This is a genomic window from Microbacterium sp., from assembly GCF_051860965.1.
Lineage (GTDB): Bacteria > Actinomycetota > Actinomycetes > Actinomycetales > Microbacteriaceae > Microbacterium.
Genome location: NZ_JBIMKU010000002.1, coordinates 398,179 through 423,876 on the forward strand (window position 1 = coordinate 398,179; position 25,698 = coordinate 423,876).

Genomic DNA, 25,698 nt, shown 5'->3' on the forward strand with positions numbered 1-25,698 from the left:
CACCATCGCGTCACGTGGCGGCGGCATCCAACGGCGGCTGACATATGACGACTCACAGCGCCAGAGGGCGTAACGAAGCGCGCGCTCTCACCCGACACGGGGGATGACGGCGCCGGCGAGCCCGCCTATCGTGCAGATCATGAAGCGATGGTTCGTGCTGATCCTGCTGGCGGTCTCCCAGTTCGTCATGGTGCTCGACAGCACCGTCATGAACGTCTCGATCTCGACGGTCGCGACCGATCTCGGGACCGACATCTCGGGGATGCAGGCGGCGATCACGTTCTACGCCCTGACGATGGCGGCCTTCATGCTCACCGGCGGCAAACTGGGCGACAAATGGGGTCGCAGTCGTGCGTTCCGGATCGGATCGATCGTCTACGGGCTGGGCTCGCTCACGACGGCCCTGAGTCCGAATCTCACCGTGCTCATGCTCGGGTGGTCGCTCGTCGAGGGCCTGGGAGCCGTGCTCGTGATCCCGGCGATCGCGGCGCTCGCGGCCATCAACTACACGGGGCGCGAGCGCATCGTCGCGTTCTCGGCGCTCGGTGCGATCACGGGCTTCGCCGCGGCCGCGGGTCCTCTGATCGGCGGCCTGGCGACCACGTACGGGTCGTGGAGGTATGTGTTCCTCGGCGAGACGGTAGTCATGCTGATCGTGCTGATCGTCTCGGGGCGTATCAAGGACGTCGAACCCGACCCGAGACTGAGGATCGACCTGCTGAGCGTCGTCCTCTCGGCCAGCGGCATGGCGATCCTCGTCTTCGGCCTGCTGCAGAGCAAGACGTGGGGATGGATCGTCCCGCTCGATCCCCCGCTCATCGGCGGTGTTCCGTTCGCGCCGCTCGGAGTGTCTCCGACCGCGCTCCTCATCCTCATCGCGATCGTCGTGCTCTGGCTGTTCTTCCAGCGCCAGAAGCAGCTCGCGCGCTCGGGACGCAAACCGCTCCTGAACGTGTCGCTTCTGCGCATCCCGGCGCTGCGCAGCGGACTGGCGATGTTCCTCGCGCAGTACTTCGCGATCGCGGCGCTCTTCTTCGTCGTGCCGGTCTACCTGCAGATCATCCTGGGCTACGACGCGCTGCAGACGGGCCTCAAGATCCTGCCCCTCTCGATCGGACTGATCCTGTTCTCGATCCTCGGCTCGCGCCTGTCGACGGTGCGCTCCGCCCGCAACATCGGGCGCATCGGCCAGCTGACCCTCGCGGTCGGCGTGCTCTTCATCCTCGTCGCGGTGCAGCCCGCACTGTCGGGCTGGCTGTTCGCGGTGGGGATGTTCGTGGTCGGAGCAGGCTTCGGCCTGCTCGCATCGCAGCTCGGCAACGTGAACATGTCGGCCGTCGGCGAGCACGACACGTCAGAGGTGGGAGGGCTGCAGGGCACCTTCCAGAACCTCGGATCGTCCTTCGGAACGGCCGTCGTCGGTTCGGTGTTCATCCTGCTGCTCACGGGCGGATTCGCCACGGCCGTGCAGGCGAGCACCTCGATCCCCGCAGACGTCCAGCAGCAGGTCATCGCCGCCACCGAGAAGGGTGCGCCGATCCTGTCGCAGCAGCAGGCCGAAAAGGCGTTGACGGATGCCGGAGCCACCGCCGACGTCGCTGCCGATGTCGCGCAGACCTACGCCGACGCCCAGGTCGAGTCGCTGCGCCAGTCGCTGTTCCTCGTCTTCGCACTCACCGTGATCGGCCTGCTGCTGTCGCGCGGACTCCCTGCGTCGGTCGCCGCACCGCGCGACAAGACCGCCGCGGCACCCTGAGCGACAGCGCAGTCGGCATCGTCGCGGCCACGCGCGGCGATCGCGGGATGACGCGCCGCGGCATCCCGGTCCCCGTCACGCGTCGGCGGTCGGGGCTCCCGAGTCCTTCCACGCGGGGAATCCGCCGTCGACGTGCGCGACGTTCGTGAAGCCCTTCGCCCGGAGCTGTTCGGCGACGGGACCCGAGCCGCGGATCGACCCGCAGACGATCACGATGTCCTGATCCCATTCGGTGACTTCCGCGAGCTTCTCGGGCGAGTCGATGAGGAACTGCGCGTCGAGGTTGTCGCGGTCGCCGCGCACCGAGCCCGGGATGACCCCGTCGCGCGCGCGACCGGCATCGCTGCGCACATCGATGACGAGTGCTCCCGCGGCGGCGCGCTGCGCGGCCTCCTCCGGCGTGATGAGCGGGGCGTCGTATGTGGGCTCGGTCTCGACGTCGGTGGAGTCGGTCATGCGCGGGGTCCTTTCGAGCGTGCTGATCGCGGTTCGACCGCCACGCTACGTCGGCTCCGGCATCCGGCGCGTCGGCGAGCGTCACACGACGCCATACGCTCCCGGCGCAGACCGCCCGCTCAAGCGGGAGCGACGACCTTGCGCATCACGGTCTTGTTCTTGCCGATGCGCCGCTCGAGCGTGAAGCCCGCTTCTTCGAAGATGCCGGGCGTGACGTTGTGCAGGAAGGATGCCGAGACGCGCTTGCCCGGCTCGACGATGTTGGGGAAGGACACCACCTCGCCGCCGCCCGCCTGCGCGATGAGGTCGAGTGCGCCCCGGAGCGCCTCCTGCGCGACCCCGCTCCTGCGATGATCGCGGTCGACGAAGAAGCACGTGATGCGCCAGGGCGCATCATGCGACTCCTCGGCATCGAACTGCTTGCGGTGGTAGATGTTCGGCAGTTCGAGCGGGCTGCCGTACTCGCACCAGGCGATGGCCTGATCGCCGTCGAACACCAGCGCGGCGTGCGCGACGCCCTCGGCGACGAGTCGCCGCTTGAACGTGGGACCGTCGTACTCCTTCTTGACCGTGTCAACGGTGTCGCCGTGGAAGTACGAGCAATAGCATCCGCCCCACACGCCATTGTGCTTCTCGGCGAGCGCGAGCCACGCCGGGAAGGTCTCGAGCGTCAGCGGCTTGATGACATGCGTCGTCATGACGCCCATTGTGGGCGCATCGCGCGGCGAAGGGAACCGGCTACGGAGTGCGCAGGGAGCGCACCATGCTCTGGAGGCTCTGGAACGCGATCGTCTGCTCGTCCGCGGTCATCCCCCGCAGCATCCGCACCTCGACGGACCGCACCGCGACGGTGGCCTTCTCGAGCATCGCCCGCCCGCGAGGGGTGAGTGTCGCCGGCAGTGCCTTGCCGACGGCTGCTTCGGCCGGCCGGACGACCTGTCCATCGCGCTCGAGCGTCTGGAGCAGCACGTTCATGGACTGTCGCGTGACGAACGCGCCGCGGGCGAGGTCCGAGTTCGACAGGCCCGGGCGCTGCGCGAGCAGTTCGAGGCAGGAGTAGTGCGTGATGGTCATGTCGAGCGGGCGCAGGACGTCCTCCATCGCGGCACGAAGGGCGCTCGCGGCCTCCTTCAGCAGATAGCCCAGTGACGTCTCGAGATCGATCCCGTCTTGACTCATGTCAGTATTCTGACATACGCTTCTTTTGTGTCAGATAACTGACACATGGATGCAAGGAGCACGCGATGCCCGTCACCGGACCCGACTTCATCTCACTGCAGACGCGCGACCTCAGCGCCTCGCAGGCGTTCTACGAGCGCTACCTCGGGCTCGTCCGCTCTCCCGCCGGGCCGCCGCATGCGGTCGTCTTCCAGACGGCGCCGATCGCCTTCGCCCTGCGGGACATCGTCGCGGGCACCGATCTCGCCTCGACTGCGCAGCCGGGGATCGGCGTCGCGCTCTGGCTGCACGCCACCGACGTGCAGGAGATCCACGACGCGCTCGTCGCCGACGGGCGCACGATCGTCGCAGCTCCCGTCGACGGCCCTTTCGGCCGCACGTTCACCTTCGCCGATCCCGACGGCTACCACGTCACCCTGCACGACCGGGCGTGACACCCGCCGCGAGGTGGTTCGGGATGCCGGGGTCGACACACGCGCGGCTCAGCGACTCCGTATCCTGGGCGAGGAGGCCCACACGTGAAGATCGCCCTGCTCCGCCGGTTCGTCGTCGCCGCCGAGGAACTCCACTTCCCGCGCGCCGCCGAGCACCTCGGCATCCCGCTCGCGTCGCTGTACACGTCGATCGACAAGCTCGAGGACGAGGTCGGGCAGCCGCTCTTCACACGCGACGGCGGCCAGCCCCGGCTCACGAAAGCGGGATCCCTCCTGCTCGCCGACGCGAAGGAGATGATCGCGGCCGCGCCCCCGCCCGCGCCGAAGTCGAGCGCGCCCGCCGGCGGCAAGGCCAAGGCATCGAAGGGCAAGGGACGCGCGCCCGCCGTCAAGGGGCAGCCCAAGCCCTACAAGAAGCGTCAGGGACGCTAGGCGCGCTCGGCGGGCGCCATCAGCGAGCGCGCCAGCAGCGTCGACCCCGCCACAGCCGCGGGCATCGTCGCGATCGCCCCGAACGGCACGAGGAAGCACAGCTGCGTCGCGACGCCGAATCCGAGCGCCCGCGCGCGGTGCCGACCCAAGAGCTCTCGCCTCGCGGCGCGGTCGATGCCGCGCGCGGAAAGGGCGCGCGAGCTGAGCTCGTCGGCGAGCAGCCACCCCGTGAGGCCGACGCCGACGACCGCCCCGACGACCCCGCCCACGATCGGGATTAGGCCGATGACGGCGGCGAGGACCGCCACGAGCGCTCCGCGCGCGAGCAGTGAGAGGGTGTCGCCGACGGCACGCCAGAAGCCACCGCCGATGTCGATGGCGTCGGCCCCGGCATCCCGCTCCACCGCCTTCCAGATGCGGTCGTAGAACGGCTCGCCGAGCAGCAGCGTCAGGGCCGTGAACGAGACCGCGAGGATGACGAGCGCGGCGCCCACCATCGCCGTGCCGATGGTGATGCGGACGACCGTGGCCCACACGCCGGGCCAGGCTTCGGCGAACGGGGTCACCGCCGTGACGATACCGGGAAGAGAGACGCCGAGCGCGATCAGCCCGCCCACGAACAGCAGCGCGACGATCGCGGCAGGCACGAGCCCGAGCGCCATGAGGCCGGGGCGGCGGGTCCACCAGCCGAATCCGCGACCCAGGAGCCCTGCCCCCCGCACGAACTCGCGCATCGAGACCGCCCTCCAGAATCCGCCGCGGCAACCGCCGTCAGGGGTTCGATTCTGCCCGACACCGGCCACCGCGCACACGTGGAAGTGCCGGGAGCCGGCCTGCTGGCGGGCTCCCGGCTCGGATCGGACGCCGGATCAGCGGAATCTGCGGCGGTAGATCGCAGCCGCTCCGAAGTACGCGACCACGAGGATGCCGACGAGCCACGCGAGCGCGACCCAGATGTCGGTGCCGACGGGCTGTCCCGAGAACAGCGCCCGCATCGTGTCGACGATGGAGGTGACCGGCTGGTTCTCGGCGAACCAGGCGACCGGACCGGGCATCGACTCGGTCGGCACGAAGGCGGAACTGATGAAGGGCAGGAAGATCAGCGGGTAGCTGAAGGCGCTCGCGCCGTCGACGGTCTTGGCCGACAGGCCGGCGATCACCGCGATCCATGTCAGCGCGAGCGTGAACAGGACGAGGATGCCGGCGGCCGCGAGCCACGCGCCGAACGAGGCGCCTGTGCGGAAGCCCATCAGCAGAGCGACGCCGACCACGATCGCGACCGACACCATGTTCGCGACGAGGGATGTCAGCACGTGCGCCCACAGCACACTCGACCGCGCGATCGGCATCGACTGGAACCGCTCGAAGATCCCGCCCTGCAGGTCGAGGAACAGCCGGTAGGCCGTATAGGCGATGCCCGAGGCGATCGTGATGAGGAGGATGCCGGGAAGCATGTAGTCGATGTACGACTCGCCGGATCCGGTGTCGATCGCGCCGCCGAGCACGAAGACGAACAGCAGCATGAGGGCGATCGGCGTGACCGCGGTCGTGATGATCGTGTCGGGGCTGCGGAGGATGTGGCGCAGCGAGCGACCGGTGAGGACGCCGGTGTCGCCGAGGACGTGAGCGGTCATCAGGCCGCCTCCTTCTTCTCGTCGCCCACGAGCGCGAGGAAGACCTCTTCGAGCGTGGGCTGCTTCTCGACGTACTCGACCTTCGCCTGCGGCAGAAGCCGCTTGAGCTCGGCGAGCGTGCCGTTCTGGATGATGGTGCCCCGGTGCAGGATCGCGATGCGGTCCGCGAGCTGCTCGGCTTCATCGAGGTACTGCGTCGTCAGCAGCACGGTCGTCCCCGACGCGGCCAGCTTCTTGACCGTCTGCCACACCTCGATGCGGGCTTCGGGGTCCAGGCCCGTGGTCGGCTCGTCGAGGAAGATGATCGGCGGGTCGCCGATCAGGCTCATCGCGATGTCGAGCCGTCGTCGCATCCCACCCGAGTACGTGCCCGCGCGGCGGGCACCGGCGTCGGTGAGGGAGAAGCGCTCCAGCAGATCGTCGGCGACCGCGCCCGGGTCGGCCACGTGCCGCAGCTGTGCGATGAGCACCAGGTTCTCACGCCCGGAGAGGATCTCGTCGACGGCGGCGAACTGCCCCGTGAGACTGATCGACTCGCGCACGTCCTGCGCCTGGGATGCGACGTCGTAGCCGTGGACGGTCGCCGTGCCGGCATCCGGCTTCAGAAGCGTCGAGAGGATGCGGACGAGCGTCGTCTTGCCGGCGCCGTTCGAGCCGAGCAGGGCGAAGATGCTCCCCCGCTCGACCTCGAAGTCGACGCCTTGCAGCACAGCGAGGTCCTTGAACGACTTCGCGACGCCCTGCACCCTGATGGCTGCATCGGTCATGATTCCTCCTCGCCCAGACCCTTGATCGTGTCGGTGAGACGCGTGCGCTCCTTGTCGATCCACCGCTTGCCGGCATACGCGGCGGCGAACGTCTCGGCGAACTCCACCGGGTCCGCGCCGACGATCTCATCCACGGGAGTGCCGTCGACCGCGGCGCGCTCCCAGAGGTCGGCGAAGTCGTTCAGCATCGTGACCATGACCGCAGGGTCGCCGTCGGTGATGCCGCCGTTGTACATGAAGTACCGCTCGAACGCGTTCGCCGCGGTGCGATACGGCTCGGGCAGCGCGGCGATCCTCGCCTTGTACTGCCGGTACGCCTTCTTGTCTGCGAGCGATCCCGTGATCAGCTCGTACCATTTCCCGGCCATCTCAGACCTCTCCTTCTGCGCGGTTCCGATGGAGCTGTTCGATGCGTTCTGCGAGGAAGCTCCAGGTCCTCCAGAACTCGTCGAGCTGAGCCCGACCGGTGCCGTTGATCGTGTAGACCTTGCGCGGAGGCCCCTTCTCGGAGGGAACCTTCTCGACGTCGACGAACCCGCGCTGCTCGATGCGGACGAGCAGGGCGTAGACCGTGCCCTCGACGAGCTCGGTGAAGCCCTCGTCGCGCAGGCGCGCCGTGATCTCGTACCCGTACGCGGGCTGCTCGGCGAGCACCGCGAGCACGATGCCCTCGAGGGTGCCCTTGAGCATCTCGGTCATCTGACTGGCCATGACTGCTCCCTACTCAGTAACGCTGACTACCACTAGACGGTAACACTGAGTACCGGTACTTGGCAACACTGAATAGCGGATTTCTCCGCGGCATCCATCACAATCGGACGGTGGCCTCCGCCTTCCGCAATCTCTCCTGGTGGGCGCAGGACTACGCCTACGCCGGAATCTGGCAGGTGCGCGCCTTCTTCAACCGGGTCGACCCCGCGACATATCGCGCGGGAGACCGCACGCCGATCGTCGTGATCCCGGGTGTCTACGAGACGTGGAAGTTCCTGCAGCCGCTCGTCGAGGACGCCCACGCCGCGGGCCACCCCGTCCATGTCCTCGGTCGACTGCGCCACAACCGGCACCCCGTCGTCGAGTCCGCGGACCGCGTCGCGGAGTATCTCGAGGAGCACGATCTGAGGGATGCCGTCATCGCCGCGCACAGCAAGGGCGGCCTCATCGGCAAGCAGGTCATGATCGGGCGCGCAGGGCATCGCGTGCGCTCGATGCTCGCCGTCGCGACGCCTTTCGGCGGCTCGCGCTACGCGAACCTCATGTGGGGTCCGACGCTGCGCATCTTCTCGACGAAGGACGCGACGATCCTCGCGCTCGGCGAGCAGCGCGACGTCAACGCACGGATCGTGTCGATGTACGGCCGCTTCGACCCGCACATCCCCGAGCGCAGCGAGCTGCCGGGTGCGACGAACATCGAGCTCGACACCGGCGGGCACTTCCGCATCCTCGAGCATCCGCGGGTCATCGCCGAGCTGCTCGCCCTCGCGGAGTGACCTGCGCCACTCGATGGCGTCGTCCCGCCGCGGGATCATCGCCGCGCTAGACCGCGCGGAAGAACGCGACGCCGAGGTCCGCGTGGTCCACGAACACGCCGTCGACGTCGGCATCCCGGATGACCTCCCACTCCGCCTCCCAGTCGCCGAACGCGCCCGGGGCTCGCCCGGTGCGGAACTGACCGATGAGGAAGGCGTTCTCCGGGCGACAGGTCCAGGTGAAGACGCGCAGACCGCGCTCATGGGCGTCGCGGACGACGGGGGTCGGTCCCGTGAGGCGGCCGAGCTTGTCGGGTGCGAGGATCATGCGCTTGTCGACACTGATCCCGTCCACGACGCCTGCGAGCCCGTCGAGTCCCGCGGGCGACGCCGTCTGCCGGTAGGTGAGCGCCGACTTGCCGTGCGCCGCGGCGAGGTCGAACGGGCGGCCCGCAGCCTCGAGCAGGTAGATGTAGGTCGCCGCGACCCCCCGCTCCTGCAGCCGGCCGAGCACCGTGGACTCGAACGACTCGATCGTGAGCGGCAGTTCGCCTCGACCCCAGCCCGCCTCGTCGAGCTCGGACGCGACGAGGGCCGCGACATCCCAGCCCAGCGACGCGAAATAGGTCGCGTGCTTGATCTCGAGGACCACGCCGATCTCGCGGCCGCGATCGAGGGAACCTGCGCGCACGAGATCGAGCACGTCGCGCAGGCGCAGGATCGGCTGCTCGTCGTCGAACGTCGCGCTCGAGGGCCGCAGCTTCGGCAGGCGCTCACGGCAGCGCAAGGTGGCGAGCTCGTCCCACGTGAAGTCCTCGGTGAACCATCCCGTGAGTTCGGCGCCGTCGATCGACTTCGTCGTACGGCGATCCGCGAACTCGGATCGGGACGCGACATCCGTCGTCCCCGAGATCTCGTTCTCGTGGCGGACGACCAGCACACCGTCCTTCGAGACGACGACGTCGGGCTCGACGGCGTCGACACCCATCTCGAGTGCGAGGTCGTAGGACGAGCGCGAATGCTCGGGGCGGTAGCCCGGCGCACCACGGTGGCCGATGACGAGCGGGATGCGGCGCGGCACGGTTCCAGGCTACCCGCGCCGCCCCTCATAGCCGTCTCACAGCCCGACAGAGGCGAGGGTGGCCGGTGTTCGGATATCGTGGATCAACAGCACAGTGCTGGGATTGACCCCGACTTTGGAGTGTGAGAGCAGTGGCCCTCAACAACCCCGCATTCAACAACCCCGCCTTCCAGGACAAGAAGGCCGTGAACACCTACCCCGGTGGTCCGCAGGCGGCGAACCTCGGCTTCGGCACGCAGACCGCGTCGACGCAGCACGCGACGGTGGATGCTGCGGCCAACGCGCAGCTCGAGGGCGCGTACGCCGCTCCCTCGGCCGGCGCCATCGACACCGGCCGGATGTCGTACGAGGACACCATCTGGAAGACGATCGGTCTCTTCGCCGTCCTGCTCGTGACGTCGGTCGTCGGGTGGGTCTGGACGATGGCTCCCGTCACCGTCGAGAACCCGATGCCGACGATCCTCCCGTGGATCATCGGCGCGCTCGCGGGCTTCGTCCTCTCGATGGTGATCATCTTCACGTCGCGCAAGAAGATCCGCCCCGCGCTGATCTTCGCGTACGCGGCATTCGAGGGCCTCTTCGTCGGCGGCATCTCGGCATTCTTCGAGTTCCAGTGGCCCGGCATCGTCATGCAGGCGACGCTCGCGACGCTCGCCGTCGTGGGCGTGACCCTCGCGCTCTTCGCCAACGGCAAGATCCGCGCCTCGAAGAAGGCCACGAAGGTCTTCATGATCGCGATGGTCGGCTACCTCGTCTTCTCGCTCCTGAACCTCGTCCTCATGTGGACCGGCATCATCCCGGCCGACATGATGTTCGGTCTGCACAGCGCGTCGATCGGCATCGGCGGCATCAGCATCCCCCTCGGCCTGATCATCGGCGTCCTCGTCGTCATCATGGCCGCCTACTCGCTCGTGCTCGACTTCGACTCGATCCAGCAGGGCGTGCGCAACGGCGCACCCCGTCAGTACGGCTGGCTCGGGGGCTTCGGCATCATGGTCACCGTCGTGTGGCTCTACATCGAGATCCTGCGCATCATCGCGATCGTGCGAGGCTCGAACTAGACCTCGGCACGTCACGAGGGGCCGTCCGTCAGGACGGCCCCTCCGTCGTTTCGCCGTCACGGCTGTCGCGGCATCCGGAATCGTCGCTAGGGTGACGACATGACCGCGCCCCGCGCCGTCGCGGTACGCCCGCGAAACGGGGCCGACGTGACCAGGGGGTCGCGACGGCGGGTCCTCCGCGGGCTCGCGGGGCTGACCGCGGGGCTGTTCGCGATGTGCTGTCTGCTGCCGACAGGGCTGTCGGCCGCGGCGGCGGACGCCGTCGATGCGCCCCTGGGGTTCGAGGACGCGCGCTGCGCCGTGCCCGTGCCGGAGTCCCGCGTCGGCGACGTGCGGTGCGGCTACCTCACCGTGCCCGAGAGCCGCGCGGCCGACGCGGACCCCGAGCAGAAGCTGCGTCTGCCGGTCGTCATCGTCCGCAGCGAGTCCCCCGAGCGCGTGACCGACCCGCTCGTCGTCCCGGTGGCTGGCACGGCGGACGCCAGCGGCCTCGGTGCACTCGGCTACTTCCTGACCCGCCCCGCCTGGGTGGGCGATCGCGACGTCGTGCTCGTCGAGCGGCGCGGAGACCTCCACGCCGAGCCGTCGCTCGACTGCCCCGAGCTCGCCGGCGTCCTGACGGCCGCGCAGCGCGTGGACCGCACCCGCGCATGCCACGACCGTCTCGTCGACGAGGGGGTCGATCCGGCCGCCTACACGAGCGCCGCGATCGCGGCGGACCTCGGCGATCTGTACGTCGCGCTGGGCTACGACACATGGAACCTGTACGGCGCCGGAGAGGGCTCGCGGCTCGCGCTGGCCGTGCTGCGCGACCGACCGGCGGGTGTGCGGTCGGTCATCCTCGACGGGCCGCGGGCTCTCGACGTCGATCTGGCGACCGCACTGCCGGCGAGCGTCACGGCAGCACTCGATGCCGTCGTGGAGGACTGCCGCGCCGACGATGGCTGCCGCGCGCGATATCCCGACCTCGCGGGTCGTGTCGAGACGGCGCTCGCGCGCGCGGATCGAGAGCCGTTCACGGTCACCGTCGACGATCCGGTCTCGGGGGATCCCGCCGCTCGGTCGATGGAGGGCGCGGCCGTCGTCAGGGCGCTCATCGCGGCGCTGCAGGACCCGCGCAGCGCTCGCGCCGTGCCGTATGTCATCGATCGCCTCTCCCGCGGCGACGCCGACGCGGTGCTCCCCTTCGCGCAGCGCAGTCTCGGCATCGACGCACGGCCTGCCGAGGGGCTCGCTCTGTCGATCGCGTGCGCCGAGGAGTTCCCGTTCCACGATCCGGACGCTCTCGCATCGGCACAGGATGCCTCGGTGCTCGCGGCCCACGTCGGAGACGCCGGGTCCGCGGCCGCCGAGTGCGAAGCCTGGGCCGTTCCGGCGGCGGACGCGCGGGAGAACGCGGTGGTCACGAGCAGCGTGCCGACGCTCGTGATCTCGGGCGAGTACGACCCGACCGCGGCATGGAGCGACGCAGCAGCCACGGGGCTCGCACGTCACTACGCCTACCTCCTCCCCGCCACGGGCGCGGCCGCCGTGTGGAACGGCGGGTGCGCGGCATCCATCGCCCGGCAGTTCCTCGAGGACCCCGCGACCGAACCGCGGTCGGGCTGCATCGAGCGCACGCCCGCCCCGCAGTTCCTCACGGCCGCCGACGTCCACGCGACCTCGGCCGTGTACCGGCTCGACAGCGACGTGCGGACGGCCCCGCGTCCCGGCCAGATCGGCATCGCGATCGCGACGGTGCTCGTCTTCGTCGGCACGCTCGTGTACGGCGTCGTCTATGCGCTGCGTCGCCGATGGGATGCCCCACCCGGCACCGTTTTCGCCGCCGTCTCCGCCGCGGCGCTCAACCTCGCCTTCGTGGGCATCCTGGGCCTCGTGCTGGCGACCGCCGACCCTCTCGTGCTCGCCTTCGGACTGCCCGCCGCCGCATGGCCCCTCCTCCTCCTCCCCTTCGCCGCCCTCGCGTGCGCGGTGGTGCTCGTCGTGCTGCTCGTGCGGGCATGGATGCAGGATGACGGCGGACTCGCGCACCGCGTCATCCTCACCGTCTCGGCTCTCGGCACGCTCGGCTTCGCCGTCTGGCTGCTGGTGCGCGGACTCCTCGCGCTCTGATCGCGTCCGCAACGGAGGGCGCGGGTCACGGGATCTCCCTTCGTTCCGTTCTGCTCTCGGCGGAACGGGCTCGGATCGATGGATTCCGCGGCCTATCGTGAGCGCATGGCCGAGATCATCCCGCTCCGCACACCCCGTGCTCCCGAGCCGCTCTGGCGCGATGTCCTGGGCGCCGAGCTGCGACGCCGACGCCACGACCGTGGCGAGCGGCTGGCCGACACGGCGGATCGCGCCGGGGTGTCGCCGCAGTACCTCTCCGAGATGGAGCGCGGCCTGAAGGAGCCTTCGAGCGAGATGATCGCGGCGGTCGCAGGCGCCCTCGAGGTCACGCTCGTCGATCTGACGACCGCCGTGGCCGACGGGCTGCGGGCAGCGGCTGCCCCGCCCGCTGCCGCGATGGTGCTCGCCGCCTGAGCGTCCGCCCGCGGGCCTGGTCGCGGCATCCATCGCTCACTAGCGTGGAGACGTGAGCCCTGCACGCAAAGAGACCTTCCTCGACGTCGACGGGCACGAGGTGCGCGTCTCGAGTCCTGACAAGATCGTCTTCCCGCAAGTCGGGCTGTCGAAGCTCGAGATCGTGGAGTACTACCTGGCCGTCGCAGAGGGGGCGCTGCGCGGCGCCGGCGGACGGCCCATGGTGCTCAAGCGCTTCGTGAAGGGCATCGATCAGGAGGCCTTCTTCCAGAAGCGCGTTCCCGAGAACCACCCCGACTTCATCGACACCGCGACGCTGCAGTACGCGCGAGGGACGTCGGCGGAAGAAGCCGTGATCCGGGATGCCGCGGGCCTCGCATGGATCGTGAACCTCGGCTGCCTCGACCTCAACCCGCATCCCGTCCGCGCGGAGGACCTGGACCACCCCGACGAGCTGCGCATCGACCTCGACCCCATGCCGGGCGTCGACTGGTCGCAGATCGTGGACGTGGCGTTCGTCGCCCGCGAGGTGCTCGACGACACCGGGCTGGTCGGCTGGCCGAAGACGAGCGGATCCCGGGGCATGCACATCCTCGTTCGGATCGCGCCCGAGTGGGACTACGCGAAGGTGCGCCTCGCGGCCGAGACGCTCGCGCGCGAGGTCGAGAACCGCGCGCCCGGGCTCGCGACCGCACGCTGGTGGAAGGAGGAGCGCGGCGAGAGCGTCTTCGTCGACTTCAACCAGAACGCCAAGGACCGCACCGTCGCGTCGGCCTACTCGATCCGCCCGCTGCCGGACGCGCGGGTGTCGACGCCGCTCGACTGGAGCGAAGTCCGCGAGCGCCGGCCGGAGGAGTTCACCGTGCCGACGGTGCTCGCGCGCTACGCCGAGATCGGCGACCCGCACGAGGGCATCGACGGGTCGGCCGGGTCGCTCGCAGGCCTGCTCGCGCTCGCCGACGAGCTCGGGCCCGCCGAGAAGCCCCCGCGCGGCGGGGGCGAGGACGGCCGTCGCCAGTCGACCATGCCGCTCATCGAGCTCGCGCGCACGAAGACGAAGCCCGAAGCGCTCGAGGCGCTGGAGCAGTGGAAGGCGCAGCATCCCGCGGTATCGTCGCAGCTGCACCCGGCGGACGTGCTCGTGGACGGCATGCGGGGCTCGTCATCGCTCTGGTACCGCGTGCGGGTCAATCTGCAGCACGTGCCCGAAGAGGCTCGTCCGCCGCAGGAAGCCCTGATCGCGGACTACGACCCCTGGGCCGGCAAGTCCTGGCCCGGCCGCCCGACCGACTGACCCTCGAGGCCGGCCTGGATCGTCGCAAGGGCGAACTCGAACGCCTCGTCGACATCGCCGCCCATGCGGAACCCGCCCGCGAGCTCCATGCTCACGAAGCCGGTCGCCCACGCGGTGAAGAGCCGCGCCGCGTCGAGCGCGCGCTCGGAGCCCACCAGTTCACGCGAGGCCTCGAGGATCGGCGCGGCCGCTCGGCGGGTCGCGTCGGTCGCGCCGGCCGTCGAGAACATCAGGCGGAATCCCTCGGGGCGCTCATGCGCGAACGCGCGGAAGGCGCGGGCGTAGTCGGCGATCGAGTGACCGGATGCCGCGAGCCGCTCGGTCAGGTCGTCGGCGGTGGCCTCGGCGATGAGCTGCACGAGCGCCTCGCGGTCGCGGACCCGCTTGTAGAGCGATGGCGCGCGCACCCCGACCTGCGTCGCGACTGCGCTCATCGTGACGCCCGCCGGTCCGCCCGATTCGAGCAGGCGGCGACCCGCCTCGACGATCTCTGAGAGCGATGTGCGATCGGGGGTCGGCATCCTGGCCTCCTCATGGCTATTGACTTTAGCCATGATAGCTACTTACGATAGCCATCACAATCCCCAGGAGGACACCATGCGACTCGACGAGCACCTGCACCGCATCGGCAACGACATCGTCGCGGCCTATCTGATCGTCGCGCCGGACGGCGTCACGGTCGTCGACGCCGGCATGCCCGGCCAGTGGAAGGAGCTGCTCAGCGAGCTCGCGTCGCTCGGGCTCGCGTTGCGCGATGTGAAGGGGCTCATCGTGACGCACGGCGACAGCGACCACATCGGCTTCGCGGAGCGCCTGCGCACCGAGGCGGGGGTACCGGTGTTCGTGCATGCCGCCGATGCCGCGCGCGCTCGCGGCGGCGACAAGCCGAAGACCACGATGCCGAAGATGAGGTTCGGCCCGACGTTCGCCTTCTTCGCCTACGGACTGCGCAAGGGCGCGCTGCGCACGAAGCCGGTCGGCGAAGTCGTGGAGATCGCCGACGGCGACGTCCTCGATCTGCCCGGCGCACCCCGGATCATCGGCATGCCGGGCCACTCGCCGGGCAGCATCGCTGTCCACTCCCCGCTCGCCGGCGCCGTGTTCGTCGGCGACGCCCTCACGACGCGCCACGTCACGACCGGGCGCACGGGTGCGCAGCCCGCGCCGTTCACCGACGAGCCGGAGCGGGCCCTCGCCTCTCTCGACGCGATCGCGGGTCTCGAGGCGGCATGGGTGCTGCCCGGCCACGGCGCTCCCTGGCACGGCTCTCCGGCGAGCGCCGTCGCCGCCGTGCGCGCCGCCGCCGCCGCATGAGTTCGATGTCCAGGGATCGCTGTTGGAACGCTCTCTCCCGCGATCCGTGGACACTCGACGGGAGAGACGGGGCGGGTCAGCGCTCGGTGAGCACGCGATCCGCGAGGCCGTAGGCGACGGCATCGTGCGCCGTGAAGATCCTGTCCCGGTCGGTGTCGGCGCGCAGGCGCGCGGCATCCTGACCCGTGTGCCGCGCGAGGATCGCCTCGACGTCACCGCGCACGCGCACGAGCTCGTCCGCCTGCAGGATGAGGTCGGGGATGGTCCCGCGACCCTGCCCCGCGGGCTGATGCAGCACCACGCGCGCGTGCGGCAGGATGGCGCGCTTGCCCGCTGCGCCGGCGGCGAGCATGACGGCGCCGACACCGATCGCCTGGCCGACGACCGTCGTCGCGACGTCGGGCCGGATGTGCCGCATCGTGTCGTAGATCGCGAGCATCGCCGCGGGATCGCCGCCCTCGCAGTTGATGTAGAGCTGGATGTCGCGATCGTGACTGTCGGCGTCGAGATGGAGCAGCTGAGCGATGAGGGCGTTCGCGACGCCGGCGTCGATCCCCGTCCCGAGGTAGACGACGCGCTCGGCGAGGAGGTGCGTGTAGACGTCCATGATGCGCTCGCCCCGCGGGTGCTGGGCGACGACGTTCGGGATCGTGTACGTGCTCATGCCGACACCCCCAGCCCCGCAGGGCGTCGACGCAACGGCGCGATCTGCGAGAAGTCGTCGACGACGGCGTCGATGAAGCCGTAGTCGAGCGCCTGCTGCGCCGTGTACCACCGGTCGTGGAGGGAGTCCTCGAAGATCCGATCGATCGGCTGGCCGGTGTCCTGTGCGATCAGCCCGAGGACCGTGTCACGGGTGTGGCGCAGATCGCCCGCCTGCACCTCGACCTCGACGGTCGAACCCCCGATCCCCGACGAGCCCTGGTGCATGAGGATGCGCGCATGAGGCAGCGCGCGGCGCTTGCCCGATGCGCCCGCCGACAGCAGGAACTGTCCGGCGCTGCACGCCAGACCGAGGGCGAGCGTGGACACGTCGTTCGGGATGAGACGCATGACGTCGCGGATCGCGAGCATCGCGGGCACGGAACCGCCCGGCGAATGGATCCAGAGGGCGATGTCGGATGCCTCGTCCTCCGCCGCGAGGGCGAGGAGCTGCGTCGCGATCAGGGTGCCGTTGTCGTCGTCGAGCGGACCGTCGAGCACGAGCACGCGCTGGTGGAGCAGTTCGCGCCGCGCCTCGGCTCCGAACTGCGGGATCTTGCCGTCTTCTGCCATGGGCCCAGCCTGCGCGCGGACAGCGCGGTCGGCACGGTCTTCCGCCGACGGTGGATCAGCCCTCAGCGGAGTCCGGTCCTCGGGCGGCTCTCGGACGACGATCGGATCGCCGCATCCCGCTCGCCGGCGGATGCCTTGCCGATGAGAGGCGGGTTCAGGAGCGGCGGTTCGGGCGACCCAGCACGTCACGCGCCGCGCAGGCGAGCGCCGCCATCGCGTGCTCGGGATCGACGGCGCGCGCGGCCTGGACCGCCTCGAGCCCGAGCCGCTCGTGCAGCTCGATGTCCGTCAGCACACGCACGAGCGCCTCGGCGAGCGCCTGCACGTCACCGTCGGGAACGAGCACACCGCCGCCGCGCGCCAGCAGCTCGCGCGGTCCGTAGGGCGCGGCGTACGAGACGACGGGGCACCCGTCGGCCAGCGCCTCGACGATCGAGAGACCCTGACCCTCGTACGCCGAGGTGGACAGGAAGGCCATGGCCTCGCGCAGTGCGCGCCCGGGCTCGTCCGTCCGACCGCGCAGCACGACGTGCGCGCCGAGTCCGAGCTCGTCGATGAGCGACTGCAGCCGCGCCCGCTCGGGTCCGTCGCCGTAGACGTCGAGCGTGGCATCCGGCACGGCCTCCACGACGGTCGCGAACGCCCGCACGGCGTGGTCGATGCGCTTTCCGGGCGCGAGGCGGTTGAGCATCACGACGCGGCCGAGCACGCGGTCCGACGACGGGGAGACGGATGCCGCGGCCGGCACCCCGTGCGGAGCGACGAGGTGCACGCCCGAGTCGCCGAATCGCGCTGCGACGTCGGCGCGCTGCGCCGCGGTGGGCCACAGCACGGCGTCGAAGCGCTCGGCGAGCGAGAACCACCTCGACCACAGGGCGTTGACGTCCGCGTCCGGCGTGTAGGGCGGCTCGAGGTGGATCGTGTGGATCGCGTGCACGAGCCGGGCATCCGGATCATCCCACCCGGCGAGGAGCTCGCCGAGCTGGCGCGATTCGCACACGACGACGACCTGGCGGTCGGGGTTACCCACGCGCAGCCCAGTGACGACGTGGTCGAGCCACGCGCGGTAGAGGGCACCGAAGCCGTCGAGTACGCCGGCGACCGATCCGTCGGCGTGTCGGACGACGACGGGGGCCGTGCTGATGTGCCAGTCCGGATCGCCGACGATCACGGGAAGATCGACCGCTGCGTCCGCCACCGACCGGTACTCGAGCGACGGATCGGGGTCTCCCGGATGCGCCGCCTCGATCAGCCAGTCAGCTGCTCCCCCGGTGGGCGCGGCGGCTTCGTCGAAGAGGTTGCGCATGACCGACGGGTCTGTGACGAGGTCGCGACCGTCGAACGCGGCGCGGTGGCGCGCGTGGTCGGTCGAAGTCCCCGGATCCACGGTCAGCAGGAGCGGTCCGCGACCGCCGTGAACCCCCGCCGCGGCCATCTGGCGCGCGCGCGCGAGCGTCGCGAGCGTGTAGCCGCCGTCGAGGTCGGGGATGAGACGGCTCGACAGGATGACGTACTCGGCGTCGGGGAACGGGATCACTCCCCCATCCTGGCGCGCCGTCACGCCGAGGTCATTCCCACTCGATGGTGCCCGGCGGCTTCGAGGTCACGTCGAGCACGACGCGGTTGACGTCACGTACTTCGTTCGTGATGCGGTTCGAGATGCGTGCGAGCACGTCGTACGGCAGGCGCGTCCAGTCCGCGGTCATCGCGTCTTCGGACGACACGGGACGAAGGACGATCGGATGCCCGTACGTGCGGCCGTCGCCCTGCACACCCACCGAGCGGACGTCTGCGAGCAGCACGACGGGACACTGCCAGATCTCTTGATCGAGCCCTGCCTTCGTCAGCTCCTCGCGGGCGATGGCGTCGGCGTCACGCAGGATCTCGAGGCGGTCAGCGGTGACCTCGCCCACGATCCGGATGCCGAGGCCGGGGCCCGGAAAGGGCTGGCGACCCACGATCACCTCGGGAAGGCCCAGCTCGCGGCCGATCGCGCGGACCTCGTCCTTGAACAGCGTGCGCAGCGGCTCGACGAGCTCGAACTGGAGGTCCTCGGGAAGACCCCCCACGTTGTGGTGCGACTTGATGTTCGCCGTGCCGGTGCCCCCACCGGACTCGACGACGTCGGGGTACAGCGTGCCCTGCACGAGGAACCGGATCGGCTCACCGTCGGCCGCAGCCTCCGCGACGAGGGCCTTCTCGGCCTCTTCGAACGTGCGGATGAACTCGCGCCCGATGATCTTGCGCTTCTGCTCGGGATCGCTCACGCCCGCGAGCGCCGTGAGGAAGCGCTCGCGCGCGTCGACGGTGACGAGACGGACGCCGGTCGAGGCGACGTAGTCCTGCTCGACCTGCTCGCGCTCGTTCTTACGGAGCAGACCGTGGTCGACGAAGATGCAGACGAGCTGATCGCCGACGGCCTCGTGCACGAGCGCGGCCGCGACCGCCGAATCGACGCCGCCCGAGAGACCGCAGATGACACGCCCGGTGCCGATCTGCTCCCGGATGCGGCCGACCTGCTCGGCGATGACGTTGCCGCTGTTCCAGTCGGCCGGGAGTCCCGCGCCGACGTGCAGGAAGTTCTCGATGACCCGCTGGCCATGGTCGGAGTGCTTCACCTCGGGATGCCACTGCACGCCGTAGAAGCGCTTCTCGTCGCTCCCGAAGGCGGCGACCGGAGTGGCCGACGTCGAGGCGAGCACCTCGAAGCCCTCGGGCGCACGCGACACCTGGTCGCCGTGACTCATCCAGACGTTCTGCTCGGCCGGCTGCCCGGCGAGCAGGATCCCGCCGTCTCCGGTGACCGCGGCATCCGTCGCTCCGTACTCCCGCAGGCCCGTGTTGGCGACCTCGCCACCGAGCGCCTGCGCCATGACCTGGAAGCCGTAGCAGATGCCGAGCGTCGGCACCCCGAGATCGAAGACCCCGGCGTCGAGCGCGGGCGCCCCCTCCTCGTAGACCGACGACGGCCCGCCCGACAGGATGATGCCCACCGGGTTCTTGGCGGCGATCTCGGCCGCGGATGCCGTGTGCGGCACGATCTCGCTGTAGACCCCCGCTTCGCGCACCCGGCGGGCGATCAGCTGCGCGTACTGCGCGCCGAAGTCGACGACCAGGACGGGGCGCTGCGAGGTTTCGGTCTGCTCGGTCAACGGGAGCCTTCCGCTGCGGGGATGGGGACGGATGCTTCTGACGCCTCGCGTTGGGCGAGGTACGCGCGTACCTCGCGGGCGACGCGGGCCTCCATGAAAAAGGACAGGAGGGGGACGATGCCGCCGAGCGCCAGCACGATGAACCGCGGGAACGGCCAGCGCATGAGGCTCCAGATGCGGAAGCACGAGAAGAGGTACACGACGTAGAACCAGCCGTGCGCGACGAGGATGAACAGCGAGATGTTGAAGCCGTCGCCGACCGAGGTCATCTCGCAGTCGTTCGTCATCGGCAGGAACAGCGACCACCACTCGCAGCCGGGGCCGGCGATGACAGGAGCGAACCACAGCGCGCCGCCCGATCCCCCCGCGAAGAGCTCGACGTGCAGCGGCGTGTACTTGAGGATCATCTCGGCCACGAGCAGGAGCAGGCCGATACCCGTGATGGTGGAGCAGATCTCGTAGAAGCGGAGGGCTCCGCGGATCGCCGGGAAGGAGGCGAGTTTGGGGGCGCGGGGCATGAGAGCGAGTTTACCCGGCCGACTCGGGCTCCAGATCTTCGAGCTCCTTCTCCCACGCGTCCTTCGCCAGGCGGTACCAGAGGTAGAACGCGAACCCCGCGAACACCGCCCATTCGAGCGCATAGAAGATGTTGAGCCAGTTGACGCTCGAGCCCTCGGCGGGGGCGGGCGAGGAGATGTCGAGCAGCGGCTGCGGTGCGACCTCGGATGCGAGGTAGGGGCGGTAGACGTCGAGCCCCTCGACGTCGTGCCACTGACCGAGCAGCATCGCGGGCGACATGCGCGTCATGGCCTGGGGGTCGGCGCCGCGCGCGGGCAGCGCCGGGCCCTCGTCCGAGATGATGCGTCCCGTGATCGTGACGGATGCCTCGGGTTCGCCCTGAAGGCGATCGATCGCGGCCTGCGCCGCCTCGGCGGTCGGCGCCCAGCCGATCGCCACGGCGACCGACGTCGGGGTAGCGGTGCCGTCGAGCCGCAGCTGGCCCGTCACCCAGTAGCCCTCGACCCCGTCGTTGAAGCGAGAGCTCACGGCGATGAAGTCGTCGGGGACCCAGGAGCCGGATGCCTCGACCCGCTGCCCCACGAGAGGCTCGGGCAGATACTCTCCGGGGGCGGCGACCTCGGCGAGCGGGCGCAGGACCTCGGTCGCACCCGGCGGAGGAGGATCCGTGTCGATCGCGCGGCTGAGCTGCCACTGTCCGAGCCAGGCGAACACGCCGGCGACGACGAGGCACAGCAGCAGCATCGCGATCCACCGCGGACGCAGCATGACCTCGCGCAGCGTCGGAGGAAAGACCTCGGAGGCTTCCGGAGCGGCAGACGGGCTGGTCATCCGCCGTTGTAGGGCGCGACGACGACCTCTACCCGCTGGAACTCCTTGAGGTCGGAGTAGCCGGTCGTGGCCATCGACTTCTTCAGCGCGCCGATGAGGTTGGCCGTGCCGTCTGCGACGGGTGCGGGGCCGTAGAGCACCTCTTCGAGGGGCGCCACCTGCTGCACCCCGACACGACGGCCGCGCGGCAGCTTGGGGTGGTGCGCCTCAGGGCCCCAGTGGAAGCCGCGACCCGGAGCATCCGTCGCCCGTGCGAGCGCGACGCCGAGCATGACGGCATCCGCCCCCATCGCCAGCGCCTTCACGATGTCGCCCGACGTGCCCACGCCGCCGTCGGCGATGACGTGCACGTAGCGCCCGCCCGACTCGTCGAGGTAGTCGCGGCGCGCGCCCGCGACATCGGCGACCGCCGTCGCCATGGGAGCGTGGATGCCGAGGGTCGCGCGGGTCGTGGATGCCGCTCCCCCGCCGAACCCGACGAGCACGCCCGCGGCACCCGTGCGCATGAGGTGCAGCGCCGCCGTGTAGGTCGCCGCTCCGCCGACGATCACCGGCACGTCGAGGTCGTAGATGAACTTCTTGAGGTTCAGCGGCTGCTCGCCCGACGACACGTGCTCGGCCGACACCGTCGTACCGCGGATGACGAAGAGGTCGACACCCGCCGCGACGACGGTCTCGTACAGCTCCTGCGTGCGCTGCGGCGTCAGCGATCCGGCGACCGTGACACCCGCCGCGCGGACCTCGGCCAGGCGATCGCGCACGAGCTCCGGCTTCACGGGCTCGGCGTAGAGCTCCTGCATGCGCCGCGTGGCGGCGGTGTCGGACAGCGAGGCGATCTCGGCGAGCAGCGGATCGGGGTCGTCGTAACGCGTCCACAGACCCTCGAGGTCGATGACCCCGAGACCGCCGAGCTGACCGAGCATGATGGCCGTCCGCGGGCTCATGACCGAATCCATCGGTGCACCCAGCACGGGGATCGCGAACGAGAACGCGTCGATCGTCCACGACGTCGAGACGTCTTCGGGGTTGCGGGTGCGCCGGGACGGCACGACCGCGATGTCGTCGAACGCATACGCCCGGCGGGCGCGCTTCGCGCGACCGAGCTCCATGTCCATGCTCACCTCTCCAGCCTACTCGGGGCCTGTTGATCACCCGATCCGGCGACCTCAGCGTGCGCGGGCGACCCGCGTCTCATCCCAGACCGGCTCGTCGGCCTCGTAGACCTGCCCGTCGCCGCCGAACACCACGAACCGATCGAAGGAACGCGCGAACCATCGGTCGTGGGTCACCGCGAGCACCGTGCCCTCGAAGCGCGTGAGGGCGTCTTCGAGTGCCTCCGCCGACACGAGATCGAGATTATCCGTCGGCTCGTCCAGGAGCAGCAGCGTCGCCCCGGACAGCTCGAGCAGGAGGACCTGGAATCGCGCCTGCTGGCCGCCGGAGAGGCTGTCGAAGACCTGCTCGGCCTGCTTCACGAGTCCGTACCGGTCGAGCGCGGAGCTCGCGGCATCCCGCGGCAGCCCCGTCCGCCGGTCATCGCCGCGGTGCAGGATGTCGAGCAGGGTGCGGCCGGTGAATTCGGGATGCCGGTGCGTCTGCGCGAACCAGCCCGGCACGACGCGAGCGCCGAGGATCCCGCGCCCGGTGTGCGCGACCGGCTCGAGCTCGGACCCGACCGCGGTGACGTGGCCGAGGAGGGCGTCCGGGTCGGTGCCGCCTCGGGCGAGCAGGCGCAGGAAGTGGGACTTGCCCGAGCCGTTCGAGCCGAGCACCGCGATGCGGTCCCCGAACCACACCTCGAGGTCGAACGGCTTCATGAGGCCCGTGAGCTCGAGCTTCTCGGCGACGACGGCGCGCTTGCCCGTGCGGGCCCCCCGGAGCCGCACATCGAGCTCCTGGGCGGGAGGACGCTCCTCGGGCGGACCCGCGTCTTCGAAGCGGCGCAGACGTGTCTGCGCCGCGCGGTATCGCGAGGCGAACTCGTCGCTGGCGCCCGCCTTGACCTTCATGTCCGCGACGAAGCGCTTGAGCTTGGCGTGCTGCTCGTCCCAGCGGCGGCGCAGTTCGTCGAGCCGGTCCATGCGCTCTTCTCGCGCCCGGTGATACGTGCCGAACCCGCCGCCGTGCACCCATGCGGTGCTTCCCGCGCCACCCGCTTCGAGCGTCACGATGCGATCGGCGCCGCGCGCGAGCAGCTCGCGGTCGTGCGAGACGAGGAGCACGGTCTTGGACGTCTCGCGCAGCCGCTCCTCGAGCCATCGCTTGCCGGGCACGTCGAGGTAGTTGTCGGGCTCGTCGAGCAGGAGGACCTGATCGGGTCCGCGCAGCAGCGCCTCGAGAGCGAGCCGCTTCTGCTCGCCGCCCGAGAGCGTCGTGAGCTCGCGGAACCGCGCGCGCGAGAACGGGATGCCGAGAGCCGCAGTCGTGCAGGTGTCCCACACCGTCTCGTACTCGTAGCCGCCGGCCTCGGCGTAGTCGGCGAGCGCGCCGGCGTATCGCATCTGCGTGTCGAGGTCGTCGTGCTCGATGATGGCGGCTTCGGAGTCTTCGAGTTCGCGCGCTGCGCGCCGCACCCGGTCGGGCGCGACGGAGATCAGCAGGTCGTGGACCGTCTGCCCGGCCGTGCCGTGGCCGACGAACTGGTCCATGACGCCGAGGCCGCCGTCGATCGTGACCGCGCCGCCGTGCGCTGCGAGCTCGCCCCGCACGATGCGCAGGAGGGTCGTCTTGCCCGCGCCGTTCTGGCCGATGAGGGCCGTCGTCGACCCCTCGCCGACGCGGAACGACACCTCGTCGAGGAGCGGCCTGCCGTCGGGCAGCGTGAACGAGACGCTGTTGATGTCGATGTAGCCCACGGATCGGTCCTGTCTGCCCGGGCGACTGCCGAGCCGATCAGGATATCCCGGGTTCGCATCCGGCGCGCGCTGAGCTGCGTCTCATCCTTACCCCGCGCAAGGAGTTTGCGCCGAGGTAAGGAGAACTTCAGCCTTGCAGTCCCTATCTCATCGCAGAGTCCTTTTCTCGCGACGGGACGTCGCGTCGCTCCGCGCTGCGACCATCAGACGGAACGCACCTCGCCGAGGTGCGCCCCGGCCGCGATGGCTCGGAGGAGCGTCCGCTCGACGAAACGCCAGTCATGAAGCACCTGGGAGTAGCTGAAGCGGAGGACGGTGTAGCCGCGCAGACGGAGCTCGGCGTCGTGCGCGAGGTCTCGAGTGCGATCGGCCGACGAGGAGTGGTGCGCGAACCCGTCGAGCTGCACCACGAGGAGTTCGGCGATCAGGGCGTCGACCGGTCGACCCGCCAGAACCACCTGCTGACGCAAGGGCAGCCCCCACGGACGCATGCGATCGACGAAGATCGTCTCGAGTCCTGAATCGGACAGTCCCTGCGCCTGCTCCGCGCAGCGCTGTGCGGTCGCCGACCGCCAGGGCACGCGACGGATCGCGTCCGAGTGCAGCCCCTCTTTCCTCATCGCCGACTCCCACAGGATGAGCGCAGCCTCGTGAGGGAGGCACTCCGCCACGTGCGCCAAGGTGTCTTCCACCGACTCCACCAGTCGATGCGCGGCCACCGGGACGAGCGGGACATTCCAGTGACGGACGGCCCGGTCGGGCAGGATCCCCGAGACCCCGTTGGGCGGGAAGTGGAGGTGCATCGAGGCATCCACTCTGTCCGGGATCCACCATCCGCGTCGCCGCGCCGCCGAGACGCAGGCGACACGACCGCCGGCACGTGCAGCGGCGACGAGGTCGGCGCTCGCGCTGGGCGTCGCCAGCCACCGTCGGCGGATCAGCTCGACACGTCCCGTACGAGTGTGCGCGCGCAGGACCGCTTCCGGGAATCCCGCGTCGCGTGCTTTGGCACGCAGCACGATGCCGCTTCTGCCGTCGAGCCAGTCAGTGAGATCCACACGTCAACCGTGGACGATCCTGCGTCGCGATCCCCGCCACGACAGATGCATAGGTGGACGACGCGTCGTGCATGCCCTCTGATGAGGAATCGACGTCCTCCATCCACCGGGGTCGCGCTGCCGCAGAAGGACAATCCCGCGAGACAAGGACGCCGAAGGGCGATCACTCCTTGCCTCGGTCTCATCTCCTTCCGCGAGGGATGGAACGGACGCGCGGAAGTCGAGACGCTCCCGCGACGGAAGGGCCGGATGCTCGCAGGAAACGGGGATGACGCCGTTCGGCGGACGGGGCCGCGCGCTCAGGCGGCGGAGTAGCGCCCCGACGCGATGGCGCGCGCGCGAGCCTTGGCGGCCTCCTCCTCGCGATTCTTCGGCGGCGCGACGGCGACGAGATCGTCGAGGAGGTGCTGCGTGATGTGCGCGATCTCGTGGACGGCGCGGTCGAAGGCCTCCTGATTGGCCTTGGACGGCTTCGTCGACCCGCTGATCTTGCGCACGTACTGGAGCGCGGCGGCGTGGATCTCATCCGAGGTCGCCGACGGCTCGAAGTTGTGGAGGGTGTGGATGCTGCGGCACATGCGATCGACGATACGCCGAGGCATCCGCGG

At 70.0% G+C, this 25,698-nt stretch carries 29 protein-coding genes; 9 read left to right on the plus strand and 20 right to left on the minus strand.

The genetic code is table 11. The features are described from left to right. Window positions 1-139 precede the first annotated feature (139 nt). Window positions 140-1,756, plus strand: a complete 1,617-nt coding sequence (locus ACTIFV_RS05285; RefSeq protein WP_439591726.1) for an MFS transporter — start codon at window positions 140-142, stop codon at window positions 1,754-1,756. A 75-nt stretch (window positions 1,757-1,831) separates the two neighbouring features. Here ACTIFV_RS05285 and ACTIFV_RS05290 read toward each other — a convergent pair whose 3' ends face one another. From ACTIFV_RS05290 to ACTIFV_RS05300, 3 genes are all read right to left on the minus strand, one after another. Further along, complete coding sequence (locus ACTIFV_RS05290; RefSeq protein ID WP_439591727.1) at window positions 1,832-2,212, minus strand: rhodanese-like domain-containing protein; 381 nt, start codon at window positions 2,210-2,212, stop codon at window positions 1,832-1,834. A gap of 119 nt (window positions 2,213-2,331) precedes the next feature. Continuing rightward, window positions 2,332-2,910 (minus strand): GNAT family N-acetyltransferase, encoded by a 579-nt coding sequence (locus ACTIFV_RS05295; protein ID WP_439591728.1) that lies wholly within the window; start codon window positions 2,908-2,910, stop codon window positions 2,332-2,334. Between the two features lie 40 nt (window positions 2,911-2,950). Then, on the minus strand, window positions 2,951-3,391 hold the full coding sequence (locus tag ACTIFV_RS05300; protein WP_439591729.1) for a MarR family winged helix-turn-helix transcriptional regulator: 441 nt from the start codon (window positions 3,389-3,391) through the stop codon (window positions 2,951-2,953). Window positions 3,392-3,456: 65 nt separating this feature from the next. Between ACTIFV_RS05300 and ACTIFV_RS05305 the strand changes: the two genes are divergently transcribed. Both ACTIFV_RS05305 and ACTIFV_RS05310 read left to right on the plus strand, forming a co-directional pair. Continuing rightward, the gene (locus ACTIFV_RS05305; protein WP_439591730.1) at window positions 3,457-3,825 is read left to right on the plus strand and encodes a VOC family protein; all 369 of its coding nucleotides are present in this window, start codon (window positions 3,457-3,459) and stop codon (window positions 3,823-3,825) included. 84 nt (window positions 3,826-3,909) lie between these two features. Next, entirely contained in the window at window positions 3,910-4,257 is a 348-nt protein-coding gene (locus tag ACTIFV_RS05310) for a LysR family transcriptional regulator (RefSeq protein ID WP_439591731.1), read from the plus strand. Here the strand turns inward: ACTIFV_RS05310 and ACTIFV_RS05315 are convergent. The 5 genes from ACTIFV_RS05315 to ACTIFV_RS05335 form a co-directional block, all read right to left on the minus strand. Beyond that, on the minus strand, window positions 4,254-4,991 hold the full coding sequence (locus tag ACTIFV_RS05315) for an EI24 domain-containing protein (RefSeq protein WP_439591732.1): 738 nt from the start codon (window positions 4,989-4,991) through the stop codon (window positions 4,254-4,256). The two genes, ACTIFV_RS05310 and ACTIFV_RS05315, sit on opposite strands and share 4 nt — an antisense overlap. Window positions 4,992-5,126: 135 nt before the next feature. Further along, window positions 5,127-5,891 carry an ABC transporter permease gene (locus ACTIFV_RS05320; RefSeq protein ID WP_439591733.1) on the minus strand — a complete coding sequence of 255 codons (765 nt, stop codon included), beginning with the start codon at window positions 5,889-5,891 and terminating at the stop codon, window positions 5,127-5,129. Further along, complete coding sequence (locus ACTIFV_RS05325; protein WP_439591734.1) at window positions 5,891-6,658, minus strand: ABC transporter ATP-binding protein; 768 nt, start codon at window positions 6,656-6,658, stop codon at window positions 5,891-5,893. The genes ACTIFV_RS05320 and ACTIFV_RS05325 overlap by 1 nt, the downstream gene beginning before the upstream one ends. After that, complete coding sequence (locus tag ACTIFV_RS05330; RefSeq protein ID WP_439591735.1) at window positions 6,655-7,026, minus strand: DUF1048 domain-containing protein; 372 nt, start codon at window positions 7,024-7,026, stop codon at window positions 6,655-6,657. Before ACTIFV_RS05330 ends, ACTIFV_RS05325 begins: the two co-directional genes overlap by 4 nt. 1 nt (window position 7,027) lies before the next feature. Beyond that, the gene (locus ACTIFV_RS05335) at window positions 7,028-7,369 is read right to left on the minus strand and encodes a PadR family transcriptional regulator (protein ID WP_439591736.1); all 342 of its coding nucleotides are present in this window, start codon (window positions 7,367-7,369) and stop codon (window positions 7,028-7,030) included. Between the two features lie 110 nt (window positions 7,370-7,479). On the opposite strand from ACTIFV_RS05335, the gene ACTIFV_RS05340 reads away from it, so the two are divergent. Continuing rightward, window positions 7,480-8,145 carry an esterase/lipase family protein gene (locus ACTIFV_RS05340; protein ID WP_439591737.1) on the plus strand — a complete coding sequence of 222 codons (666 nt, stop codon included), beginning with the start codon at window positions 7,480-7,482 and terminating at the stop codon, window positions 8,143-8,145. A gap of 46 nt (window positions 8,146-8,191) precedes the next feature. On the opposite strand, the gene ACTIFV_RS05345 is transcribed toward ACTIFV_RS05340, so the two are convergent. Next, window positions 8,192-9,205, minus strand: a complete 1,014-nt coding sequence (locus ACTIFV_RS05345; protein ID WP_439591738.1) for a glycerophosphodiester phosphodiesterase family protein — start codon at window positions 9,203-9,205, stop codon at window positions 8,192-8,194. A 131-nt stretch (window positions 9,206-9,336) separates the two neighbouring features. Between ACTIFV_RS05345 and ACTIFV_RS05350 the strand changes: the two genes are divergently transcribed. The 4 genes from ACTIFV_RS05350 to ACTIFV_RS05365 all read left to right on the plus strand — a co-directional run bounded on the left by ACTIFV_RS05350 (window position 9,337) and on the right by ACTIFV_RS05365 (window position 14,086). Next, complete coding sequence (locus tag ACTIFV_RS05350) at window positions 9,337-10,266, plus strand: Bax inhibitor-1/YccA family protein (protein WP_439591739.1); 930 nt, start codon at window positions 9,337-9,339, stop codon at window positions 10,264-10,266. 99 nt (window positions 10,267-10,365) lie between these two features. Beyond that, window positions 10,366-12,378: an alpha/beta hydrolase gene (locus tag ACTIFV_RS05355; RefSeq protein WP_439591740.1), complete on the plus strand. Its 2,013-nt coding sequence runs from the start codon at window positions 10,366-10,368 to the stop codon at window positions 12,376-12,378. A gap of 105 nt (window positions 12,379-12,483) precedes the next feature. Further along, the gene (locus ACTIFV_RS05360) at window positions 12,484-12,792 is read left to right on the plus strand and encodes a helix-turn-helix domain-containing protein (protein ID WP_439591741.1); all 309 of its coding nucleotides are present in this window, start codon (window positions 12,484-12,486) and stop codon (window positions 12,790-12,792) included. A 52-nt stretch (window positions 12,793-12,844) separates the two neighbouring features. Beyond that, complete coding sequence (locus tag ACTIFV_RS05365; RefSeq protein ID WP_439591742.1) at window positions 12,845-14,086, plus strand: DNA polymerase domain-containing protein; 1,242 nt, start codon at window positions 12,845-12,847, stop codon at window positions 14,084-14,086. Here ACTIFV_RS05365 and ACTIFV_RS05370 read toward each other — a convergent pair. Beyond that, window positions 14,038-14,607: a TetR/AcrR family transcriptional regulator gene (locus ACTIFV_RS05370; protein ID WP_439591743.1), complete on the minus strand. Its 570-nt coding sequence runs from the start codon at window positions 14,605-14,607 to the stop codon at window positions 14,038-14,040. The two genes, ACTIFV_RS05365 and ACTIFV_RS05370, sit on opposite strands and share 49 nt — an antisense overlap. 76 nt (window positions 14,608-14,683) lie before the next feature. On the opposite strand from ACTIFV_RS05370, the gene ACTIFV_RS05375 reads away from it, so the two are divergent. Continuing rightward, on the plus strand, window positions 14,684-15,400 hold the full coding sequence (locus ACTIFV_RS05375) for an MBL fold metallo-hydrolase (RefSeq protein WP_439591744.1): 717 nt from the start codon (window positions 14,684-14,686) through the stop codon (window positions 15,398-15,400). A 76-nt stretch (window positions 15,401-15,476) separates the two neighbouring features. On the opposite strand, the gene ACTIFV_RS05380 is transcribed toward ACTIFV_RS05375, so the two are convergent. From ACTIFV_RS05380 to ACTIFV_RS05425, 10 genes are all read right to left on the minus strand, one after another. After that, on the minus strand, window positions 15,477-16,064 hold the full coding sequence (locus ACTIFV_RS05380; RefSeq protein ID WP_439591745.1) for a ClpP family protease: 588 nt from the start codon (window positions 16,062-16,064) through the stop codon (window positions 15,477-15,479). Beyond that, on the minus strand, window positions 16,061-16,675 hold the full coding sequence (locus ACTIFV_RS05385) for a ClpP family protease (protein ID WP_439591746.1): 615 nt from the start codon (window positions 16,673-16,675) through the stop codon (window positions 16,061-16,063). The genes ACTIFV_RS05380 and ACTIFV_RS05385 overlap by 4 nt, the downstream gene beginning before the upstream one ends. A gap of 154 nt (window positions 16,676-16,829) precedes the next feature. Then, on the minus strand, window positions 16,830-18,236 hold the full coding sequence (locus ACTIFV_RS05390; protein WP_439591747.1) for a glycosyltransferase: 1,407 nt from the start codon (window positions 18,234-18,236) through the stop codon (window positions 16,830-16,832). Window positions 18,237-18,243: 7 nt separating this feature from the next. Continuing rightward, window positions 18,244-19,827 (minus strand): glutamine-hydrolyzing GMP synthase, encoded by a 1,584-nt coding sequence (gene guaA / locus ACTIFV_RS05395; protein ID WP_439591748.1) that lies wholly within the window; start codon window positions 19,825-19,827, stop codon window positions 18,244-18,246. Beyond that, window positions 19,824-20,345 carry a DUF3817 domain-containing protein gene (locus tag ACTIFV_RS05400; protein WP_439591749.1) on the minus strand — a complete coding sequence of 174 codons (522 nt, stop codon included), beginning with the start codon at window positions 20,343-20,345 and terminating at the stop codon, window positions 19,824-19,826. The genes guaA and ACTIFV_RS05400 overlap by 4 nt, the downstream gene beginning before the upstream one ends. A 10-nt stretch (window positions 20,346-20,355) precedes the next feature. Continuing rightward, on the minus strand, window positions 20,356-21,177 hold the full coding sequence (locus ACTIFV_RS05405; RefSeq protein ID WP_439591750.1) for an SURF1 family protein: 822 nt from the start codon (window positions 21,175-21,177) through the stop codon (window positions 20,356-20,358). Continuing rightward, window positions 21,174-22,292, minus strand: a complete 1,119-nt coding sequence (locus ACTIFV_RS05410; protein WP_439591846.1) for a GuaB3 family IMP dehydrogenase-related protein — start codon at window positions 22,290-22,292, stop codon at window positions 21,174-21,176. Before ACTIFV_RS05410 ends, ACTIFV_RS05405 begins: the two co-directional genes overlap by 4 nt. A gap of 51 nt (window positions 22,293-22,343) precedes the next feature. Next, window positions 22,344-24,032: an ABC-F family ATP-binding cassette domain-containing protein gene (locus ACTIFV_RS05415; RefSeq protein ID WP_439591751.1), complete on the minus strand. Its 1,689-nt coding sequence runs from the start codon at window positions 24,030-24,032 to the stop codon at window positions 22,344-22,346. A gap of 203 nt (window positions 24,033-24,235) precedes the next feature. After that, on the minus strand, window positions 24,236-25,090 hold the full coding sequence (locus ACTIFV_RS05420; protein WP_439591752.1) for an endonuclease domain-containing protein: 855 nt from the start codon (window positions 25,088-25,090) through the stop codon (window positions 24,236-24,238). Window positions 25,091-25,389: 299 nt separating this feature from the next. Beyond that, window positions 25,390-25,668, minus strand: a complete 279-nt coding sequence (locus ACTIFV_RS05425) for a DUF2277 domain-containing protein (RefSeq protein ID WP_439591753.1) — start codon at window positions 25,666-25,668, stop codon at window positions 25,390-25,392. Window positions 25,669-25,698 lie beyond the last annotated feature (30 nt).

Bases quoted from the DNA above. Each gene is read 5' to 3' on its own strand.
- ACTIFV_RS05285 (WP_439591726.1), top strand. From the start codon at position 140: ATGAAGCGATGGTTCGTGCTGATCCTGCTGGCGGTCTCCCAGTTCGTC.
- ACTIFV_RS05290 (WP_439591727.1), bottom strand. From the start codon at position 2,212: ATGACCGACTCCACCGACGTCGAGACCGAGCCCACATACGACGCCCCG.
- ACTIFV_RS05295 (WP_439591728.1), bottom strand. From the start codon at position 2,910: ATGACGACGCATGTCATCAAGCCGCTGACGCTCGAGACCTTCCCGGCG.
- ACTIFV_RS05300 (WP_439591729.1), bottom strand. From the start codon at position 3,391: ATGAGTCAAGACGGGATCGATCTCGAGACGTCACTGGGCTATCTGCTG.
- ACTIFV_RS05305 (WP_439591730.1), top strand. From the start codon at position 3,457: ATGCCCGTCACCGGACCCGACTTCATCTCACTGCAGACGCGCGACCTC.
- ACTIFV_RS05315 (WP_439591732.1), bottom strand. From the start codon at position 4,991: ATGCGCGAGTTCGTGCGGGGGGCAGGGCTCCTGGGTCGCGGATTCGGC.
- ACTIFV_RS05320 (WP_439591733.1), bottom strand. From the start codon at position 5,891: ATGACCGCTCACGTCCTCGGCGACACCGGCGTCCTCACCGGTCGCTCG.
- ACTIFV_RS05325 (WP_439591734.1), bottom strand. From the start codon at position 6,658: ATGACCGATGCAGCCATCAGGGTGCAGGGCGTCGCGAAGTCGTTCAAG.
- ACTIFV_RS05330 (WP_439591735.1), bottom strand. From the start codon at position 7,026: ATGGCCGGGAAATGGTACGAGCTGATCACGGGATCGCTCGCAGACAAG.
- ACTIFV_RS05335 (WP_439591736.1), bottom strand. From the start codon at position 7,369: ATGGCCAGTCAGATGACCGAGATGCTCAAGGGCACCCTCGAGGGCATC.
- ACTIFV_RS05355 (WP_439591740.1), top strand. From the start codon at position 10,366: ATGACCGCGCCCCGCGCCGTCGCGGTACGCCCGCGAAACGGGGCCGAC.
- ACTIFV_RS05360 (WP_439591741.1), top strand. From the start codon at position 12,484: ATGGCCGAGATCATCCCGCTCCGCACACCCCGTGCTCCCGAGCCGCTC.
- ACTIFV_RS05370 (WP_439591743.1), bottom strand. From the start codon at position 14,607: ATGCCGACCCCCGATCGCACATCGCTCTCAGAGATCGTCGAGGCGGGT.
- ACTIFV_RS05375 (WP_439591744.1), top strand. From the start codon at position 14,684: ATGCGACTCGACGAGCACCTGCACCGCATCGGCAACGACATCGTCGCG.
- ACTIFV_RS05380 (WP_439591745.1), bottom strand. From the start codon at position 16,064: ATGAGCACGTACACGATCCCGAACGTCGTCGCCCAGCACCCGCGGGGC.
- ACTIFV_RS05385 (WP_439591746.1), bottom strand. From the start codon at position 16,675: ATGGCAGAAGACGGCAAGATCCCGCAGTTCGGAGCCGAGGCGCGGCGC.
- ACTIFV_RS05400 (WP_439591749.1), bottom strand. From the start codon at position 20,345: ATGCCCCGCGCCCCCAAACTCGCCTCCTTCCCGGCGATCCGCGGAGCC.
- ACTIFV_RS05405 (WP_439591750.1), bottom strand. From the start codon at position 21,177: ATGACCAGCCCGTCTGCCGCTCCGGAAGCCTCCGAGGTCTTTCCTCCG.
- ACTIFV_RS05410 (WP_439591846.1), bottom strand. From the start codon at position 22,292: ATGGACATGGAGCTCGGTCGCGCGAAGCGCGCCCGCCGGGCGTATGCG.
- ACTIFV_RS05425 (WP_439591753.1), bottom strand. From the start codon at position 25,668: ATGTGCCGCAGCATCCACACCCTCCACAACTTCGAGCCGTCGGCGACC.